The organism is Duganella sp. SG902, from assembly GCF_013376005.1.
In the GTDB taxonomy this organism is placed as follows: domain Bacteria; phylum Pseudomonadota; class Gammaproteobacteria; order Burkholderiales; family Burkholderiaceae_D; genus Rugamonas.
In genome coordinates this window covers 558,520-575,364 of the sequence record NZ_JABMJK010000004.1, presented here as the reverse complement: position 1 = coordinate 575,364, position 16,845 = coordinate 558,520, and the positions used below count along the sequence as shown (strand labels likewise).

At 65.1% G+C, this 16,845-nt stretch carries 14 protein-coding genes; 9 read left to right on the top strand and 5 right to left on the bottom strand.

The window, feature by feature from the left end:
* Positions 1 to 3 precede the first annotated feature (3 nt).
* The 8 genes from FHW83_RS11895 (at position 4) to FHW83_RS11860 (ending at position 9,479) form a co-directional block, all read left to right on the top strand.
* Positions 4 to 1,017: an SIS domain-containing protein gene (locus FHW83_RS11895; RefSeq protein ID WP_176646614.1), complete on the top strand. Its 1,014-nt coding sequence runs from the start codon at positions 4 to 6 to the stop codon at positions 1,015 to 1,017.
* Positions 1,018 to 1,108: 91 nt separating this feature from the next.
* Positions 1,109 to 2,356 (top strand): ABC transporter substrate-binding protein, encoded by a 1,248-nt coding sequence (locus FHW83_RS11890; RefSeq protein WP_176646551.1) that lies wholly within the window; start codon positions 1,109 to 1,111, stop codon positions 2,354 to 2,356.
* Positions 2,356 to 3,309: a carbohydrate ABC transporter permease gene (locus FHW83_RS11885; protein WP_229224135.1), complete on the top strand. Its 954-nt coding sequence runs from the start codon at positions 2,356 to 2,358 to the stop codon at positions 3,307 to 3,309. The genes FHW83_RS11890 and FHW83_RS11885 overlap by 1 nt, the downstream gene beginning before the upstream one ends.
* The gene (locus FHW83_RS11880; protein WP_176646550.1) at positions 3,306 to 4,109 is read left to right on the top strand and encodes a carbohydrate ABC transporter permease; all 804 of its coding nucleotides are present in this window, start codon (positions 3,306 to 3,308) and stop codon (positions 4,107 to 4,109) included. The genes FHW83_RS11885 and FHW83_RS11880 overlap by 4 nt, the downstream gene beginning before the upstream one ends.
* Positions 4,106 to 5,596: a beta-N-acetylhexosaminidase gene (nagZ, locus tag FHW83_RS11875; RefSeq protein ID WP_176646549.1), complete on the top strand. Its 1,491-nt coding sequence runs from the start codon at positions 4,106 to 4,108 to the stop codon at positions 5,594 to 5,596. The genes FHW83_RS11880 and nagZ overlap by 4 nt, the downstream gene beginning before the upstream one ends.
* A 96-nt stretch (positions 5,597 to 5,692) precedes the next feature.
* Positions 5,693 to 6,997 carry an MFS transporter gene (locus FHW83_RS11870; protein ID WP_176646548.1) on the top strand — a complete coding sequence of 435 codons (1,305 nt, stop codon included), beginning with the start codon at positions 5,693 to 5,695 and terminating at the stop codon, positions 6,995 to 6,997.
* Positions 6,998 to 6,999: 2 nt separating this feature from the next.
* Positions 7,000 to 8,097, top strand: a complete 1,098-nt coding sequence (locus FHW83_RS11865; protein ID WP_176646547.1) for an ABC transporter ATP-binding protein — start codon at positions 7,000 to 7,002, stop codon at positions 8,095 to 8,097.
* A 74-nt stretch (positions 8,098 to 8,171) separates the two neighbouring features.
* Entirely contained in the window at positions 8,172 to 9,479 is a 1,308-nt protein-coding gene (locus tag FHW83_RS11860; RefSeq protein WP_176646546.1) for a M48 family metallopeptidase, read from the top strand.
* 38 nt (positions 9,480 to 9,517) lie between these two features.
* Here FHW83_RS11860 and FHW83_RS11855 read toward each other — a convergent pair whose 3' ends face one another.
* The 3 genes from FHW83_RS11855 to FHW83_RS11845 all read right to left on the bottom strand — a co-directional run bounded on the left by FHW83_RS11855 (position 9,518) and on the right by FHW83_RS11845 (position 14,343).
* Entirely contained in the window at positions 9,518 to 10,630 is a 1,113-nt protein-coding gene (locus FHW83_RS11855; RefSeq protein WP_176646545.1) for an acyltransferase family protein, read from the bottom strand.
* Entirely contained in the window at positions 10,627 to 11,580 is a 954-nt protein-coding gene (locus FHW83_RS11850) for a glycosyl hydrolase (protein WP_176646544.1), read from the bottom strand. Before FHW83_RS11850 ends, FHW83_RS11855 begins: the two co-directional genes overlap by 4 nt.
* Positions 11,581 to 11,655: 75 nt before the next feature.
* Positions 11,656 to 14,343 carry a TonB-dependent receptor gene (locus FHW83_RS11845; RefSeq protein WP_176646543.1) on the bottom strand — a complete coding sequence of 896 codons (2,688 nt, stop codon included), beginning with the start codon at positions 14,341 to 14,343 and terminating at the stop codon, positions 11,656 to 11,658.
* A gap of 334 nt (positions 14,344 to 14,677) precedes the next feature.
* On the opposite strand from FHW83_RS11845, the gene FHW83_RS11840 reads away from it, so the two are divergent.
* The gene (locus FHW83_RS11840) at positions 14,678 to 15,415 is read left to right on the top strand and encodes a GntR family transcriptional regulator (protein ID WP_176646542.1); all 738 of its coding nucleotides are present in this window, start codon (positions 14,678 to 14,680) and stop codon (positions 15,413 to 15,415) included.
* Here FHW83_RS11840 and FHW83_RS11835 read toward each other — a convergent pair.
* Positions 15,412 to 16,308 (bottom strand): NAD(P)/FAD-dependent oxidoreductase, encoded by an 897-nt coding sequence (locus FHW83_RS11835; RefSeq protein WP_176646541.1) that lies wholly within the window; start codon positions 16,306 to 16,308, stop codon positions 15,412 to 15,414. The genes FHW83_RS11840 and FHW83_RS11835 overlap by 4 nt on opposite strands.
* Complete coding sequence (locus tag FHW83_RS11830; RefSeq protein ID WP_176646540.1) at positions 16,295 to 16,738, bottom strand: Rrf2 family transcriptional regulator; 444 nt, start codon at positions 16,736 to 16,738, stop codon at positions 16,295 to 16,297. Before FHW83_RS11830 ends, FHW83_RS11835 begins: the two co-directional genes overlap by 14 nt.
* Positions 16,739 to 16,845 lie beyond the last annotated feature (107 nt).

The following is a 16,845-nucleotide window of genomic DNA, read 5'->3' as shown; positions in this document are numbered from 1 at the left end:
TCAATGATGTTGAAAGAAGCCCTGTCCGCCGCCGACTGCGTCGCCCTGCAACTGGCCAACGACGGCGAGCGTTACGCGGAACTGGGCCGCAAATTGAGGAGCACTTCCTTCTCGACCGCGCTGACCATCGCGCGCGGCAGCTCGGACCACGCGTGCGCCTATGTGGCCTACCTGATCATGGCGCGCCTGGGCCGCGTGGTGGCCTCGCTGCCGATGTCGCTGGTGACGCTGAACAGATCGCCGCTGATCACGCGCGACACGCTGGCCATCTCGATCTCGCAATCGGGCCAGAGCCCGGACGTGGTGGAACCGATCAAATACTTCCGCGACGGCGGCGCCACCACCATCGCGCTGGTCAACGATATCGATTCACCGCTGGCGCAGGCGGCGGAATTCGCCATGCCGCTGCGCGCCGGCAAGGAGCAAAGCGTGGCCGCGACCAAGAGCTTCATCACCAGCCTGGTGGCCGGCGCGCGCCTGGTGGCCGCATGGCAGAACGATCCCGAGCTGCTGGCCGGCCTGGAAGCCCTGCCTGAATCGCTGCGCGCGGCGACCACCGAGGACTGGTCGAAGGCGATCGAGGTGCTGACGCCTGCGCGTAACATCATGGTGGTGGGACGCGGCATCAGCTTCCCGGTGGCGCTGGAGGCGTCGCTGAAGTTCAAGGAGACTTCGGCGCTGCAGGCGGAGGCGTTCAGCGGCGCGGAGATCAAGCACGGTCCGATGGCGCTGATCGAGGAAGGCTATCCGCTGGTGATCTTCGCCACGCGCGGGCCGACGCAGGCGAGCCTGCTGGCGCTGGCGTCCGAGATGCGCGGCCGTGGTGCGCGCGTGCTGCTGGCGGCGCCGGCCGACGTGGCGGAGCGCGATCTGACCTTGCCGGTGGCGGCGACGCCGGATCTGGATCCGATCGTGGCGATTCAGACGTTCTACAAGATGGCGGCGCAGCTGTCGGCCGCGCGTGGGCTGGACCCGGATCAGCCGCGCCACCTGAGCAAAGTCACCAAGACCAACTAAAATGTTCCGCCGCCCGCCGTCGTCCCGGCGCACGCCGGGACCCATAGAACGCGTGCCTGCACGCTCAGCATGGATCCCGGCTTTCGCCGGGATGACGGCGACGGCGACGGTGACGGCGCTGCTGATGGCGGCGAGCGCCGTCGCCGCCGACAAGATCGAGTTCTGGACCTTCAGCATGAAGCCCAAGTTCACGCCCTACTACGAAACGCTGGTGAAAAACTACGAAGCCGCGAATCCCGGCGTGCAGGTCGAGTGGGTGGACTTCCCCTGGGACATCCTGCAAACCAAACTGGTGACGCGCATCGTGGCCGGCAAGCCGCCGGCGCTGGTCAACCTCAACGTCCCCTGGGCCGACGAATTCGCCCGCGACGGCCTGCTGATGCCGGTCGACGCGCTGCTGGCCGATGCCCGTCCGCGCTACCTTGCCAGCACGCTGCAAGACCTCACCTTCAACGGCAAGACCTACGGCTTCCCGATGTACAGCAACGTCGCGGTCATCGCCTACAACACGCGGATCTTCAAGGCCGCCGCCATCCCGCACGCGCCGCGCGATCTCGATGAACAACTGCTGTTCGCGCGCCAGATCGCCGCGCGCACCGGCAAGGCGGGGCTGTGTCCCGCCCTGTCCAAGATCGACGGGCTGATGATGCAGCAGGGCCTTGCCGTCATCAAGAACGGCAAAGCGGTATTCAATTCACCAGCCCACGTGGCGCTGATCCGCAAGCTGGCCGACACCTACCAGGCCGGCGGCCTGCTGAAGGACGCGCTGTTCGCCGAGGATAACTTCCCGGCCGCGATCGACGCCTACAAGGGCGGCCGCCTCGGCATGCTGCTGGCGCCGCCGACGGCGGTCAAGCGCATCGAGAGCGATGCCAAAGATATCTACGCCATCACCGACGTGGCGCCGGCGCCGCTCGGCCCGACCGGCATTGCCGATGGCGGCTGGCTGATTCATTTCGGCGTGCCGAAAAACGTGGATGCCAGACTGCTGCCGGCCATCGGCAAGTTCGCGCGCTACCTCACCAATGACGCCAACCAGTTGGCCTTTGCAAAGCAGGCCAGCGTGTACCCAGCGATGACGCAGGCGGCCAATGATCCGTTCTTCACCACGGTGCCGCCGAACGCCGGTGCTGCGGAAAGGGCCGTGGCTGCGGGCGCCGTGTCGATGCCGCATTCGCACACGCTGTATGTGGCCGGCATCACCGACTACGATGAATTGCGGCGCTATCTGGTGAAGGCGGTGGAAGCTGGCGTCACCGGCAAGCAGGATATCCAGCAGGCGCTCGACCAGGCAGTCGCCATCTGGAACAAGAAGCTCGCCGCGCAGAGGAGTCACTGATGCGCCCCACCACCGTCGTTCCGGCGGAAGCCGGAACCCATACTGAGATGGCCGGCCAGCGTTCTATAGATTCCGGCGTCCGCCGCGGTCCGCCGATGCGGAATGACGGGGTGGCGTGGTTGTTCCTGGCGCCGGCGTTGGCGCTGCTGGCCGTATTCTCCTTCTGGCCCGTGGCCTTCGGCTCACTACTGGCCTTCACCGACTACAGCCTGATACGCGAAACCCACTGGGTCGGCCTGGACAACTTCCGTGTCATCTTCGACAACGAAATGTTCGTCACCGGCCTGAAAAACTCCCTGCTGTTCCTGCTGATGGTGCCCTTCGTGCAGATCGGCGCATTGGGCCTGGCGGTTTTGGTCAACAACAATCTGCCCGGCATCCGCTACTTCCGCGCCGCCTTCTACGTGCCGGTCGTGACCACCGTCTCCGTCGTCGGCATCATGTGGGGCTTCATGTTCCACGAACAGGGCACCCTTAACTACGTGCTGCAAACGCTCCAACTGATCAACGCGCCAGTGGGCTGGCTGTCCAACGACACCATCGCCCTGTTCGCGATCATGTTCGTCACGCTGTGGCGCGGCCTTGGCTGGTACATGGTGATGTACCTGGCCGCCCTGCAAGCCGTCCCCGCCGACATGCAGGAAGCCGCCATCCTCGACGGCGCCAACCGCTGGCAGCGATTCTGGAAAATCACCGTGCCGATGCTGCGCCCGACCATCATGGTCTGCTCCATCCTTTCCGTGCTGGCCGCGCTCAAAGCCTACCAGGAAGTCGACGTCCTCACGCAAGGCGGTCCAATGAACTCCACCTTCACCGGCCTGTATTACGCCTACGACCAGGGACTGAAGCACCTCAAGTTGCCGCGCGCGCTGGCCGCCAGCTTCATCGTCTCCCTCTTCTGCATCGGCATCGCCCTGCTTTGCCTGCGCTGGATAAAACCAAAACACCGATGAAGACCGCCGCCCACTACCTGCTGCTGTGCGCCATCGCCGTGGTGTGCGTGTTCCCGTTCTGGTGGACGCTGGTGACCGCGCTGTCCACCGAAGGGAACATCTTCGCCTATCCGCCAACCTTCTGGCCGAAGGCGCCGTCGCTGGACAACTTCACCGAAGTCTTCAACACCCTGCCGATGTGGAGCTTCTTCCGCAACTCGGTGTTCATCGCCGCCTGCACCGTGTTCTGGAAACTGCTGCTGTGCTCCGCCGCCGCGTATCCGCTGGCGCGCATACAGTTCAAGGGCCGCAAGCTGGTATTCGGCTTGATCCTGGCCACGCTGGTGCTGCCGTCGGAAGTCAACTTCCTGGTCAACTTCATCACCGTCACCAAACTTAGCCTGGTCGACACCTACGCCGGCGTGATCCTGCCCAACGTCGTCAACGCGGTCGCCATCCTGCTGCTCAAGCAAGCGTTCGAGGAAATCCCGCAAGACCTGATCGACGCCGCCCGCGTCGACGGCGCCTCCGAATGGATCATCTTCAGCCGCATCATGCTGCCGCTGATCGCGCCTTGGCTGGCGACGGTCGGCATCCTGACGGCGGTGGAAGCATGGAACGAATACATCTGGCCCTCGATCGTGATGAGCAAGCCGGACGAATTCCCGCTGTCGGTGGGCGTGCTGTATTTGCGCGGCACCTTCGGCAGCAGCACGCGCGTGATCGCCGCCGGGACCGTGCTGACCATTCTGCCCACGCTGGCAGCCTTCTTGTTTACCCAACGATTCTTCATGCGCGGCATGGACGGAGCAGTGAAATGACAACCCAAAACGAACTGAGAAAATTAGCCGGCCAACTGATTATGATCCGCTTCCCCGGCACCGTGCTGGACGCGGCCACCGCCGAATTCCTGCAAGCGAACAGCATCCGCGCCGTCTGCCTGTTCCGCGGGAACATGACCGACTCCGAACAGCTGGCCAGGCTGACCGCCGACCTGCGCGCCGTCATGGGTCCGGAATCGCTGATCGCCATCGACCAGGAAGGCGGCGCCGTGGTGCGTTCGACTTGGGTACCGGCGCCGCCGGCCGCGATGGGCCTGGGCGCCGCCGACGACACCGACCTGGCCTACCGCACCGGCGCCGCCGTGGCGCGCGCGGTGAAGGCGCTGGGCTTCAACTGGAACTTCGCGCCGGTGCTGGACCTGAACAACAATCCGCACAACCCGGTGATCGCCGAGCGTTCCTTCGGCGCCGAGCCGCAGCGCGCCGCCGAACTGGCCATGTCGTGGATGGCAGGCAGCCACGCGGAAGGCGTGGCCTGCTGCGTAAAGCACTTCCCCGGCCACGGCGATACCAACGTCGACTCGCACCGCGACCTGCCGACCGTGAACAAGCCGGTGGAGGAACTGGATCGCCTGGAGCTGGCGCCATTCCGCATCGCCTCGGGCGCGGCGCCGGCCATGATGACCGCGCACATCGTCTACCCGACGCTGGACCCTGAAAATCCGGCCACCATGTCGCGCCGCATCCTCAACGACCTGCTGCGCGAGGAGTGGCAATACAAAGGCATCATCATCACCGACGGCATGGACATGCACGCCATCGCCGGCCGCTACGGCGTCGGCAACGCCGCAGTGCGCGCGCTGACCGCCGGCGCCGACATGGTGATGGCGCTGGGCACCACCGAGACCCAGAACGAAACGCTCGACGCCATCGCCGCCGCCATCGCCTCGGGCGAACTGTCGCAGGCCGCCATCGATACGCGCCTGGCGCGTCTCTCGTCGCTGGCCAAGGCCTACCCATGCAAGCCGCGCTCCTACAAGGAAGACGCAGCGGACCGCGAGATCATGGCCGAGGGCTGGCGCCGCGGCCTGACCGCGTTCGGCCAGCCGCAACGCCCCGCGCCGGGCGCCAAGGTGCGCCTGGTGGCGCGCGCGGACGTGGTGAGCGACGGCGTCTCGGAAGCCGGCGTGCCGGCCGGCGTGGTGGCCGACTCGCTGCGCCAGCTGTACGACGTGGAACTGGTCACCTTCGCCAACGCCGACACCTTCGACTGGAACGCGCTGCCGCAAGACGGCCGCTTCACCATGCTGGCTTCCACCTCGCGCCTGCGCTACGGCCAGCGCGCGCGCGACACCTGGCGTCCGGACCTGCACCTGGCGCTGTGGAATCCGTACCAGGCGCTGGATATCGACGCACCCGCCTTGATGACCTACGGATTCGCCCAGCCGGCGCTGGACGCCATCAACGGCTGGTTGTCAGGCCAGCTGCAAGCCACCGGCAGCGCCCCGGTACCCGGGTTCGCATAACTAAAACGATATCGTCGTTCCCGCGCAGGCGGGAACCCATACTCAGCATGGATTCCCGCCTGCGCGGGAATGACGAGCTGGTGGAGATAACACAGCATGGACAACAACCAAATCCGCAATCCCAAGCTCTGGGTGCCCAGCCTGTACCTCGCGCAAGGCCTGCCCTACTTTGCCGTCGCCATCGTCGCCAGCCAGATGTTGAAAAGCATGGGCGTACCCAACGACGAGTTGAATCACTGGATCGCCTTGATTGGCTTGCCGTGGGCGCTCAAGCCGTTGTGGAGTCCCTTCCTCGAACTGGCGCCAAGCAAAAAGCTGGTGGTCACCTTCTTGCAGGTGTTCGGCGGCTTGTGCCTCGGCGGCGTTGCGCTGGCGCTGCAGGCGCCGTTCTGGTTCGCCGCCAGCCTGGCGATGCTGGCACTGGTCGGCATCGCCTCCGCCACCCACGACATCTCCTGCGACGGCTTGTACATCACCAGCCTCGATGAAAAAGGACAGGCGCAATACGCCGGCTGGACCGGCACATTCTTCAACGCCGCCAAATTCTTCACCACCGGCGGCCTGCTGCTGCTGGCCGGCCACTTCGAAAAAACCCTGGGCGTGGTGCCGGCATGGACCATCTGCTTCTGCATCCTCGGCGCCATGATGATCGCTCTTGGCCTGTACAACCGCTGGGCACTGCCGCTGGCGCAAAATAAAGCCAGCGAGGACACCAACGCTAAAGCCATCGCCCGCACGCTGTGGGAAGTGATTGTGGAATTCTTCAAGAAACCAGGCATCTGGGTCTCGATCGTCTTTATCATCCTGTTCCGTGCCGGCGAGGCGCAAGTGCAGTCCATCGGCCCGCTGTTCCTGCGCGAGGCGCGCCAACTCGGCGGGCTTGGCCTGAGTACCGCCGAGGTGGGCGCCGTGTACGGCACCGTCGGCACCGTGGCCTTCCTGGTCGGCTCCATCGCCGGCGGCTACTTCACCTCGTGGCTGAGCCTCAAGCGCGCCATCCTGTGGCTGATCCTCGCGGTCAACCTGCCGAACGTCGCCTTCTACCTGCTGTCCACCTTCCAGCCGACCGACCTGTCCATCATCGGCGCGGCGCTCAGCGTGGAAATGTTCGGCTATGGCTTCGGCTTCGTCGGCCTGATCCTGTACATGATGCAGGTGGTCGCGCCGGGCAAGTTCCAGACCGCGCACTACGCGTTCGCCACTGGCATCATGCAATTGGGTTCTGTGCTGTTCAAGCTGTTCAGCGGCGATATCCAGATCGCGCTGGGATATCAGCACTTCTTCATCTGGGTGATGCTGTCGGCGATACCGGTGGCGGTGCTGTCGCAGATCATTCCGATGACGGCGCGCCCGCAGCCGCAGGAAGAAACGGCGGCGCCGCAGGCCGCCCACGCGGGATAAGCATGGCCAGCGTCAGTCTCCACAACATCGTCAAGCATTACGACAAGACGCCCGTCATCCACGGCATCGACCTCGATATCGCGGATGGCGAGTTCATGGTGTTCGTCGGCCCCTCAGGCTGCGGCAAGTCCACCCTGCTGCGCATGATCGCCGGCCTGGAAACCATCAGCGGCGGCACCCTGCGCATCGGCGGCGTGCTGGCCAACGACGTCGCGCCGGCACAGCGCAAGCTGGCCATGGTGTTCCAGTCCTATGCGCTCTACCCGCACATGACGGTGTACGAGAACATGGCGTTCGCCCTCAAGCTGGCCGGCCACAAGGCGGCCGAGGTGCGGGCCGCCGTGGAGCGCGCGGCGGACATCCTGCAAATCGCCCCGCTGCTCAGGCGCAAACCGAAGGAGCTGTCCGGCGGCCAACGCCAGCGTGTGGCGATCGGCCGCGCCATCGTGCGCAAGCCGGAGGTGTTTTTGTTCGACGAGCCGCTCTCCAACCTCGACGCCAGCCTGCGCGTGCAGATGCGGGTGGAACTGAGCCGTCTGCACGGCGAACTGAAAACCACCATGATCTACGTGACGCACGACCAGGTGGAGGCGATGACGCTGGGCCAGCGCATCGTGGTCTTCAACGGCGGCCGCATCGAGCAGGTGGGTACGCCGCACCAGCTGTACAACGCGCCGGCCAACCTGTTCGTGGCCGGCTTCCTCGGCACGCCGAAGATGAATTTCATCCCCGCCGAAGTCGTCGCGACGGGCGCGGCGCGGGTGTCGGTGCGGCTGCCCGACGGCGCCATCGTGCACGTCGACGGCGTGACCGGCGCCGCTCCCGGCGAGCAGGTCACGCTGGGCGTCCGCGCCGAGCATCTTTTCGTCGCTGCACCGCAGCATGAGGAGAATGTCATCCAAGTGGCGGTCGGCCACGTTGAGTACCTGGGCGACCAATCCATCGTGTACACCACGCTGGCCGGCCTGCCCGGCATGATCGCCGTGAAGCAAGGCGCCGAGGCGGCGTCGCTGCACACGGGCGGCCAGACGCGCGTCCATCTGCCGCCGTCGCGCTGCCTGCTGTTTAACGCCGAAGGCCATGCACTGCAACACGGTTGAATTCGGAGTTCCAACCGGTTTTGTGTAACAATACGCGGGTTTACATCCCTAATATGTTTGATAGAAGGATAACCATGTCCCATACTCGTCTTGCTCGTATCAGCCTGCTGTTGGCCGCCATTGGCCTGAACGCCGCCCCGGCCATCATGGGCATGGCCCCGGTCCACGCCGCGGAAGAAAAGAAAGCACCGGAAGCGCCGAAAGACACCGTGCGCCCGGAAATCTACAAGCTGATCGACCCGGCACAGACCAAACCTCTGCTGGACGCCAAGAACTACACTGAATTCCAGAGCCGTATCGACCAGGCTGCGGCCATGCCCAACCTGACCCCGTACGAAGACTTCGTGCTGAACCAGATGCGCGTGCAACTGGGCCAGGCCTCGGGCAACAACGAACTGACCATCAAGGGCCTGACCGCGATGATCGAATCGGGCCGTCTGCCGCAGGAAAACAAGCTGCGCTTCATCGACGCCATCGGCACCATCTACTACAGCGGCCTGAAAGACTTCGACAACGCCATCAAGTGGTTCGAGCGTTATGGCGCCGAGTCGGGCGACACCAAGAAGCAGCGCCAGTTCATCATCCGTTCCTATTTCCTGAAGAACGACTTCGCCACCACCAAGACCGAAGTGCTGAAGGACATCGCCGAAGCCAAGCAGGCCGGCACCGTGCCGCCGAAGGATACCCTGAACCTGCTGGGTAACGTCGGCATCAAGACCAAGGACAACGAGCTGTATCTGCAAGCCGTGGAAGAGCTGGCGCGCTACTATCCGACCGAGGACTACTGGAACGACCTGCTGAACCGCACCCGCGGCAAGAAGACCTACAACAACCGTCTGGACCTGGACCTGGTGCGCCTGAAAGCGGTGACCGTGCCGTCGAAGATGGAGCCTGAGGACTACGCCGAACAAGCCGAACTGGCCAACCTGGGCGGCTTCTTCACCGAAGCCAAGATCGCCATGGACAAGGGCTACCCAAGCGGCATCCCGGCCGGCAAGGACAAGGCCGCGCTGGAAAAAATCAAGGCCACCGCCAACAAGGGCGCGGCGGACGACGCCAAGAACATCGACAGCGGCATCCCGGCCGCGCAAAAGTCGAAGGACGGCGTCGGCCTGGTCAACCTGGGCTACAACTATGTGACCCTGGGCCAGTACGACAAAGGGATCGACCTGATGAAGCAAGGTATCGCCAAGGGCGTGTCCAAGAATCCTGAAGACGCCAAGCTGCGCCTGGGCTACGCCCTGGCCATGGCCGGCAAGAAGGATGAATCGCTGGAGGTGCTGAAACCTCTGGCGGCCGGCACCGACCCGCGCGCCGACCTGGCCCGCTACTGGATCATGTACCAGACCGGCCCGAAAATCGGCGCCGCCGAAGCCAAGTAATGCAAAAAGCCAGCTTCCCAGCTGGCTTTTTTTTCACCTCACACCTTCACGTAGATGCCGCGCCGGTCCATGATCCAGCCCACCGTCCAGCACATCAGCATGAACGCCACCGCGAACAGCAGCGAGCTGGCTTGCGGCGGCGCCCATCCCTGGAACAGCGTGGCGTACAGCCAGCTGTAGCCATCCCTGCCGCCTATCGTGAGCCGCTGCAGCACCACCACCGCCACTTCCGACAGCAGGTAGATAAACAGCGTGTTCTTGCCCAGCACCTCAAAGAAATAGGTGCCGCGCCGCGCACCGCGCACTTCGATAAGCCACACCAGCAATGGCAGCAGCCACAAATCCAGCCCAACCGTCAGCAGCACATAGGAACTGGTCCACAGCTTTTTGTTGATCGGGAAGACGCTGTTCCAGCACAGCGCCAGCACCACGCAGGCGCCGCCCGCCAGCGCCAGCCTGGCCAGGGTATCGCGGCCATGGCCGCGCGTGATCAGCAGATGGCCGGCGAAGTACCCGGCAATCACATTGACCGTGGCCGGCAAGGTGCCCAGCACGCCCTCCGGATCGAAGGCGATGCCCTCGCCGTGGTACAGGTGATGTTTGCCCAGCAGCCACAGGTCCAGCTGGCGGCCGGCGTTGCCCGCCAGCGTGTAGTCGCCAAACGCGGCCATCAGCACCCAGTAGGCCGGCAAGGCGGCAAGGCAGAACCACCAGCCGCCACGCTGTCCCCAGAAGTACAGCACCAGCGAGGCGAGGCCGAAGCACAAGCCTATTCTTTGCAGCACGCCGGGAATGCGCGTATGGTCCAGCGGCGACAGCATCCAGCCGCCGGCGCTGTCGCTGGTGAAGAACGGGAACCAGTACAGCAGGAAGCCAAGCAGGAAGATCAGCGCGCTGCGTTTGGCGATGCGCGACAGGACCACGGCGCGCCCCTGTGCGGCGTAGCCGGGCAGCACGAAGGCCAGCGCGTTGCCGACCGCGAACAGGAAGGTGGGAAACACCCAGTCGGTCAGCGTGAAGCCGTGCCATGCCGCGTGCAGCAACGGAGCGTAGGCCTGGCTGCCGTCGCCCGGCGTGTTCACCACGATCATCAGCGCCACCGTCAGGCCGCGCAGCACGTCCAGCGACAGGTAACGACGCCGCCCGGTCATCGCCCCTCTCCGGACAAGGCCCGCAGATAGGCGCCAGCCGGCACCTGCTTCATGCCGTTGCAGCGCGCATCGGCGGTGCCGGTGGCGCCGCTGGCCGCGCTGCAAGGCTGGTCACGGTCCAGCGACCAGAAATGCAAGCCCGCCAGCTTCATGCGGCGCACCGCCGCCGTCACCGTGCGCGCGTCGTCCAGTGTGAAGACGTTTTCCAGCACGTCGTTCACGCCGATCATCACCGTCAGCTCGATCTGCTCCAGCGGCACGCCGTATTTGGCATGCACATTGCGCGCGGCCTGGATCGCCGAGCGTCCCATGTCACAGCGGCCCTTGCGCACCACGCAGTTGGCACGGGTGGCGGGGCCGTAATCCATCACCATCAGGTTGAGCGCATAGTCGCGCAAGCCGCTGCCGCGCGCCGCCTTCAGCACCATCTCGCCGGTGGCGTTGAGGCTCAACTGGCTGCCGTCGGAGGCCGCGTGGGTGGCGATGGTAAAGCTGAAGCGCAGACCCGGATGGCGCTGTTGAGCCGCCGCCGCGCGCTCGGCCAGGGAGTTGATCTGCTGCTCGTTCTGCCCCTCCTCGATGTCGAAGTCGATGCCAATCAGCCGTGGCGACTGGTAGCGGGCGATGAAGCGCTCCATGCCCTCATCGCTGGCGCAGGTGAACACCGCGCCCTGGCCGCCGGTGGAAACCACATAATCGACGCCGGCCTGCACAAACGCGGCGACATGGCTGTCGGCCACCTGCTGCGCGCTTTGTCGGCCCCACACCTCGCTGCCGCATTCGCCGCTGGCAAAGGCCCAGGTCAGCGCCCCGCCCTTCACGTACGGCGCCGGCACGCCGCTGTCGATCGCCAGATGTTTGTAGGGACTGTACAGCACCGACGGCGCGGCCAGCGCGCCGGCGCACAGGCAGGCCAGCAGCGCCGGCAGGAATTTCAGAAAACGGTGCACTGCGATGCTCCTCTCGTTCACATAAAAAAAAGGCCGCCGTTGCCGGCGGCCCGAAGACCAGCTACACAATGAAGATTAGTACTTGAGACGCAGGCCGCCGTAGATGGTCTTGCCGTTCTTGTACACGCCGGCGATCTGCGTGGTGTCGGTCTTGTACACGGTCAGCAGCGGGTCGTTCAGGTTCTGCGCCTCGACCGTCAACGTGATGTTCTTGTTCACGTTGTAGTTCAAGGACAGGTTCAGCGAACCGTTGGCGCTCTGGAAGTAGTCGGCGCCGCCGCGGTTGCCCAGCTTGTAGGTCGAACGGCGGCTGTAGCTGACGCGCGCGCTGAAACGCTCGTCCTCATAGTAGGCGCCGGTGTTGTACGAGTTCTTCGAGGTGCCGTACAGCGTGCAGTCCTCGCCCGCCTTGCCGTTGCAGGTGCCGCTCGCCAGCTTGCTGGTTTGCTTGCCGTCGGCGTAGGTGTAGTTGGCCGACAGACCGAAGCCACCCCAGATGTTCTGCTCATACGCCGCCGCGAGGCCATTCAGGCGGCCGTCGGTGTTGATCGGCGCCGAGATGTCATAGTTGGCGATCACGCCGGCCTTGGAGGCATCGGCGTACGGCAGGATGCTGTGGCCGTAGGCGATGATGCCATCCAGCTTGCTGTGGAAGATGCCCAGCGACAGCAAGGCCTTCGGCGCGAAGTACCATTCCACGCTCAGGTCCAGGTTGTTGCTGCGGATCGGCTTCAGGTAGGGGTTGCTGCCCACGCCGGTGTGCTGCAGGTCCTGCAGGTCGTTGCCGGCCAGCTGGCCGAACTCCGGACGCGACATGCCGCGGTTGACGGCGAAGCGGGCGATCAGGTCCTTGCTGAAGTCGGCGCGCAGGTTCAGGCTGGGCAACACGTCGGTGAAGCTTTGCGAGTAGCTTGGCGCGCCGCCCGGCAGGTAGGCTTCGATATCCATCTTGGTGCGCACCACGCGCACGCCGGCGTTGCCGCTGACCATCTCGCTCGGCTGCAGGTTGGCCATCAGGTAGGCCGCCGTGGCGTCTTCCTTGATGTCGAATTCCTGCTGGTAGGCGTGGGTGTTGAAGTTGGCGTACTTGGCCACCCAGGAAGCGACGTAGTCGTTGCTGATCTTGAATGGACGGAAGCCCGGGGTCGGGTTCACCGGCAAGTTGCCGTACCAGTTGGCGTCGTAGTTGCCGATCGCGCTGTCCGGAATCTGCCCCTCGTCCGCGGCGCCGGCGCCCAGCGTCATCGCCAGCTTGGTCAGCTGGCGTTCGTGCTTGGCGAAGCGCGCGCCGAATTTCAGCGACGGCACCAGGCTCGACTCGAGTTTCAGGTCGGCGTCCACCTGGCCGTAGGTTTCCTTGTCGGTGGACTCGCTGTAGCTGCCCCAGCCGCCGATGCCGCCGCCGGCCTTCACAAACTTGTCGCCGCCCGGCACGTTCAGCACGAAGATGCCGTCCGAGGTCAGCGAGTAGCCCGCCCCCTGGTTCCAGCCGCTCAGCACCTCAAAGCCGACGTCCTTGGTCTTGCCCGAGCCGGTGGTGTGACCCAGCTTGCCGTTCACGGTCAGGTCGGGATTGACCACCCACTTGGCGTCCAGGTTGACGAACTTGGAGTCGGTCTTGGCGTCCGGGCGCGCGGCCACGTCCTCCACCACCGAGAAGGCGCCGGCCGAGCTGGCGCCGAACGCGTTCTTGTCAAAGAAGATCGAGGTGATGGTGTTGCCCGACACGGTGGCCGCGCCGGTCGGCCGCACGGCCACGCCGTTCCAGCCCGGGCCATTGACGGCGTTGATGGTGTCGGCCATGTAGTTGGTGTTGTAGTTCTTGGCGTCGACGGTCGACAGGAAGGCCGACAGGTCCAGCGTGACATTGCTTTGCGGTTTCCACTGCGCTTCCACATAGCCGCCCTGGCGCTTGCGCTCCTGCTCGAACAGCACCGCGCCGCTCAGCAGGCTGATGTTCTTGTTGGCCAGCGCGGGATCCGGATAGGTGGCGCCGGTCTTGTCCCACCACACGCCTTCCGAACCGGCGCGCTGCAGCTTGCGGGTTTGCGAGAACACCTGGGCCAGGATGCCGAAGGTGTTGTCGTCATTCTTCCAGTTGACCAGCGCCGACACCGACGGGTCGGTCGACTTGGCGGCGCTGGAGTAGGCCGCTTCCAGCGAGGCCGAGGTGGTCAGGCGCTCCTTGAATTCGAGCGGACGACGGGTCTGGATATCCACGGTGCCGGCGGCGCCGCCTTCGGTCAGGTCGGCCTGCGACGATTTGTGCACCACGATGCGGCCCACCAGGTCCGAAGGCAGCAAGGTGTACGACACGCTGCGGCCGCCGGCGGCGATGTTCGGACCGTACCAGTCGCCGCTCGACACGGTGTGGCCGTTGAGCGTGGTCAGGGTCAGTTGCGACAGCATGCCGCGCAGCTGCACGTGCTCGTTCTCGCCGAACGAACCCTCGGCCGAGCCGGCGCTGGTGGTGGTCACGCCGGCCACCCGCGACAGCGAGTCGGCCACGTTCTTGTCCGGCATCTTGCCGATGTCTTCGGCGGTGATCACCTCCACCAGCGACTCGGCGTTGCGCTTCTGGTTCAACGACTGCTGCAGGGATGCGCGCATACCCGTCACCGTCACCACGTTCTCTGGACTCGCGGCCTCCTGCGCCTGCGCCGACATGGCCATGCCCATGGCCAGTACCGCGACCGCCGCGGCGATAGGCGTCATGCGGCCAGTCGCGCTGGCGTGGACCGCTACCGTGGAATTCCCCTTCATATGCTCTCCCTTGATTTGCTGGCTTCTCAGCCTTCAGTTTTAACGTGGACCTTCACGCGGGCGTTGCCGCCGCAACCTCCCACAGATCCCTTTTTTTGCAACCACTTCAAAACCACTTACTCAAATATACTCCAGTCCAATACCAGAACACTACCAATTTGAATATTTTTTTCATATGTTGTGAGCCGAACACATACCACTTTGCATTAACGTGGCATAGCAGCCACACTAATCCCATGGGGCAACAAAGGGACCAGCAGAATACCAGTGCAATACCAACGCCATGGCTCTTTTTGGTATTATCAAAGCGACATACACATTTACGGGACGGCGCATGAGCTCGTTGGCACAGATCATGGAAACCCTGGGGCGAGGCAGCAACCTGCCCCTGTATCAGCAGTTGCAGCGGGCGCTGCGTGCAGCGATCGACAAGGGGGTGTACGGAACGGAGGCGGCGCTGCCGGCCGAGCGCCTGCTGGCGGCGGAGCTGGATTTGTCGCGCATCACGGTGCGCAAGGCCATCGACGGCCTGGTGTCGGAGGGCTTGCTGGTGCGCCGGCCCGGCTCGGGGAACTTCATCAATACCCGCATTGAGAAAAACTTCGCCAAGCTGACCTCCTTTTCGGAGGACATGCGGGCGCGCGGGCGCACGCCGCGCAGCGTGTGGCTCAAACGCTCCACCGGCACGGTGACGCCGGAGGAAGCGCTGCGCCTGCGGCTCAGCCCCGGTTCGCCGGTGTACCGCTTCAACCGCATCCGCTACGCCGACGAGATCCCGATGTGCATCGAGTACGCCACCATCGCGGCGGCGTTCCTGCCGTCCATCGACGCGGTGGAGATGTCCATGTATGAAGCGCTGGAGGCGGCCGGCAACCGCCCGGTGCGCGCCCTGCAACGCCTGAGCGCCCTGCTGCTCAACGGCGAACAGGCGGCGCTGCTGCAGGCCGAGGATGGGGCGGCGGGGCTGGCGGTGGAACGCCTGGGCTTCCACCGCGATGGCCGCGCGGTGGAGTTCTGCCGCTCCTACTTCCGCGGCGACATGTACGATTTCGTGGCGGAACTGAACGCCTAGGCCGGCGCGCCGAACATCAGCGACTGGTGCGCGGCCGCGCCAGCCATGGCGCCATCGGCCACCGCCATCGCCACGTTGCCGGTCATGCGCGCGAGGTCCCCGCAGGCATAGACGCCGGCGACGCTGGTCGCCTTCATCATATCGGTGCGCACGTACTTGCCAAGCGCGCCCTCCTCCATGTCGCAGCCCAGCAACTCGGCCAGCGGGCTGGCGCCGCGCAGGCGGCTCACGACAAACAGGCCGTCCATCGCCATTTCCCGGCCGTCCCGCAACGCCACGGTGGCGCGGCCGGCGATGGCCCGCACCGGCGTGCGCTCCAGCGTCACGCCGCGCGCCGCGAGCTTGGCCAGCTGTTCGGCGTCCGGCTCGAACGCGGCGTTGAGGAAGAAGGTCACCTGCCCCCAGTCCGGCAGCATCAGCGCGTGATGCAGCGAATGCGCGCCGGTCGCCAGTACGCCGATGCGGCCCTGCTCCAGCTCATAGCCGTGGCAATACGGGCAATGGAACACGCTGGCGCCCCAGCGCTCGGCCAGCCCCGGAATGGCTGGCAGTTCATCCACCACGCCGGTGGCCAGCACCAGCCGCTGGCCGTGAGCCGCTTCGCCATCGGCCAGCGACACGCGGAAGCCGCCATCCCGCGGCACCGCCAGCGTGGCCGTGCCGTCATGCCACCGCACGGTGCCATACTTCATCAGTTGGGCGCGGGCGTCGGCCACGATGGCGGCGGCCTCGCGTCCGTCCTGGCCGAGGAAGCCATGCGAGTGCCTGGCGTAGCGGTTGCGCCGCCGCCCGGCATCGACGACCAGCACGCGGCGGCGCGCCCGCGCCAATTGCATGGCGGCCGAAATGCCGGCGTAGCTGCCGCCGACCACGATAACGTCATATGTGTCCATGGTGCGCTCCCTTGTGATGCTGGTTGAACCGCTTGGACAGGTCAGCCAGCGTGACGTCCTTGAAACGGGACAGCAGCAGCGCCTCCGCCTCATCGAAGGCGCTGCCCAGCGCTTGGTTGACGGCGCGCTCCACCAGGCATTGCGGATGCTCGTCGCGGTGCCCCATCGCGAATACGGCCGGCGCGCCGACCGCCTCGTAGATGTCGTGCAGCGTCACCGCGCGCAGGTCGCAGGTGATGCGCCAGCCGCCGCCATGTCCCTTGTCAGCCCCCACGTACCCGCGCTCGCGCAACCCGGCCAGCACGCGCCGCACCAGCACCGGGTTGGTGCCGAGGTAGCCGGCCAGCTCTTCGGAAGTCAACGGCCTGTCGCCGTGCGCCATGTGCAGCAGCACGTGCAGGATGGAGGAAAGTTTGCTGTCTCGTCTCATGTAACTAATGATAGTACATAATCGCAAAACGTGCACGCAACGCGCTAAACACGGGGCTGAAACAGCAAAATGATTGTGGGGCGCGCGTTCCGGCGCTACATTGGCGA

Excerpts from the sequence above, each read along its gene's own strand:
- FHW83_RS11880 (WP_176646550.1), top strand. The coding sequence starts at position 3,306 with ATGAAGACCGCCGCCCACTACCTGCTGCTGTGCGCCATCGCCGTGGTG.
- FHW83_RS11845 (WP_176646543.1), bottom strand. The coding sequence starts at position 14,343 with ATGAAGGGGAATTCCACGGTAGCGGTCCACGCCAGCGCGACTGGCCGC.
- FHW83_RS11885 (WP_229224135.1), top strand. The coding sequence starts at position 2,356 with ATGCGCCCCACCACCGTCGTTCCGGCGGAAGCCGGAACCCATACTGAG.
- FHW83_RS11870 (WP_176646548.1), top strand. The coding sequence starts at position 5,693 with ATGGACAACAACCAAATCCGCAATCCCAAGCTCTGGGTGCCCAGCCTG.
- FHW83_RS11840 (WP_176646542.1), top strand. The coding sequence starts at position 14,678 with ATGAGCTCGTTGGCACAGATCATGGAAACCCTGGGGCGAGGCAGCAAC.
- FHW83_RS11895 (WP_176646614.1), top strand. The coding sequence starts at position 4 with ATGATGTTGAAAGAAGCCCTGTCCGCCGCCGACTGCGTCGCCCTGCAA.
- nagZ (WP_176646549.1), top strand. The coding sequence starts at position 4,106 with ATGACAACCCAAAACGAACTGAGAAAATTAGCCGGCCAACTGATTATG.
- FHW83_RS11830 (WP_176646540.1), bottom strand. The coding sequence starts at position 16,738 with ATGAGACGAGACAGCAAACTTTCCTCCATCCTGCACGTGCTGCTGCAC.
- FHW83_RS11865 (WP_176646547.1), top strand. The coding sequence starts at position 7,000 with ATGGCCAGCGTCAGTCTCCACAACATCGTCAAGCATTACGACAAGACG.
- FHW83_RS11835 (WP_176646541.1), bottom strand. The coding sequence starts at position 16,308 with ATGGACACATATGACGTTATCGTGGTCGGCGGCAGCTACGCCGGCATT.
- FHW83_RS11855 (WP_176646545.1), bottom strand. The coding sequence starts at position 10,630 with ATGACCGGGCGGCGTCGTTACCTGTCGCTGGACGTGCTGCGCGGCCTG.
- FHW83_RS11890 (WP_176646551.1), top strand. The coding sequence starts at position 1,109 with ATGACGGCGACGGCGACGGTGACGGCGCTGCTGATGGCGGCGAGCGCC.
- FHW83_RS11860 (WP_176646546.1), top strand. The coding sequence starts at position 8,172 with ATGTCCCATACTCGTCTTGCTCGTATCAGCCTGCTGTTGGCCGCCATT.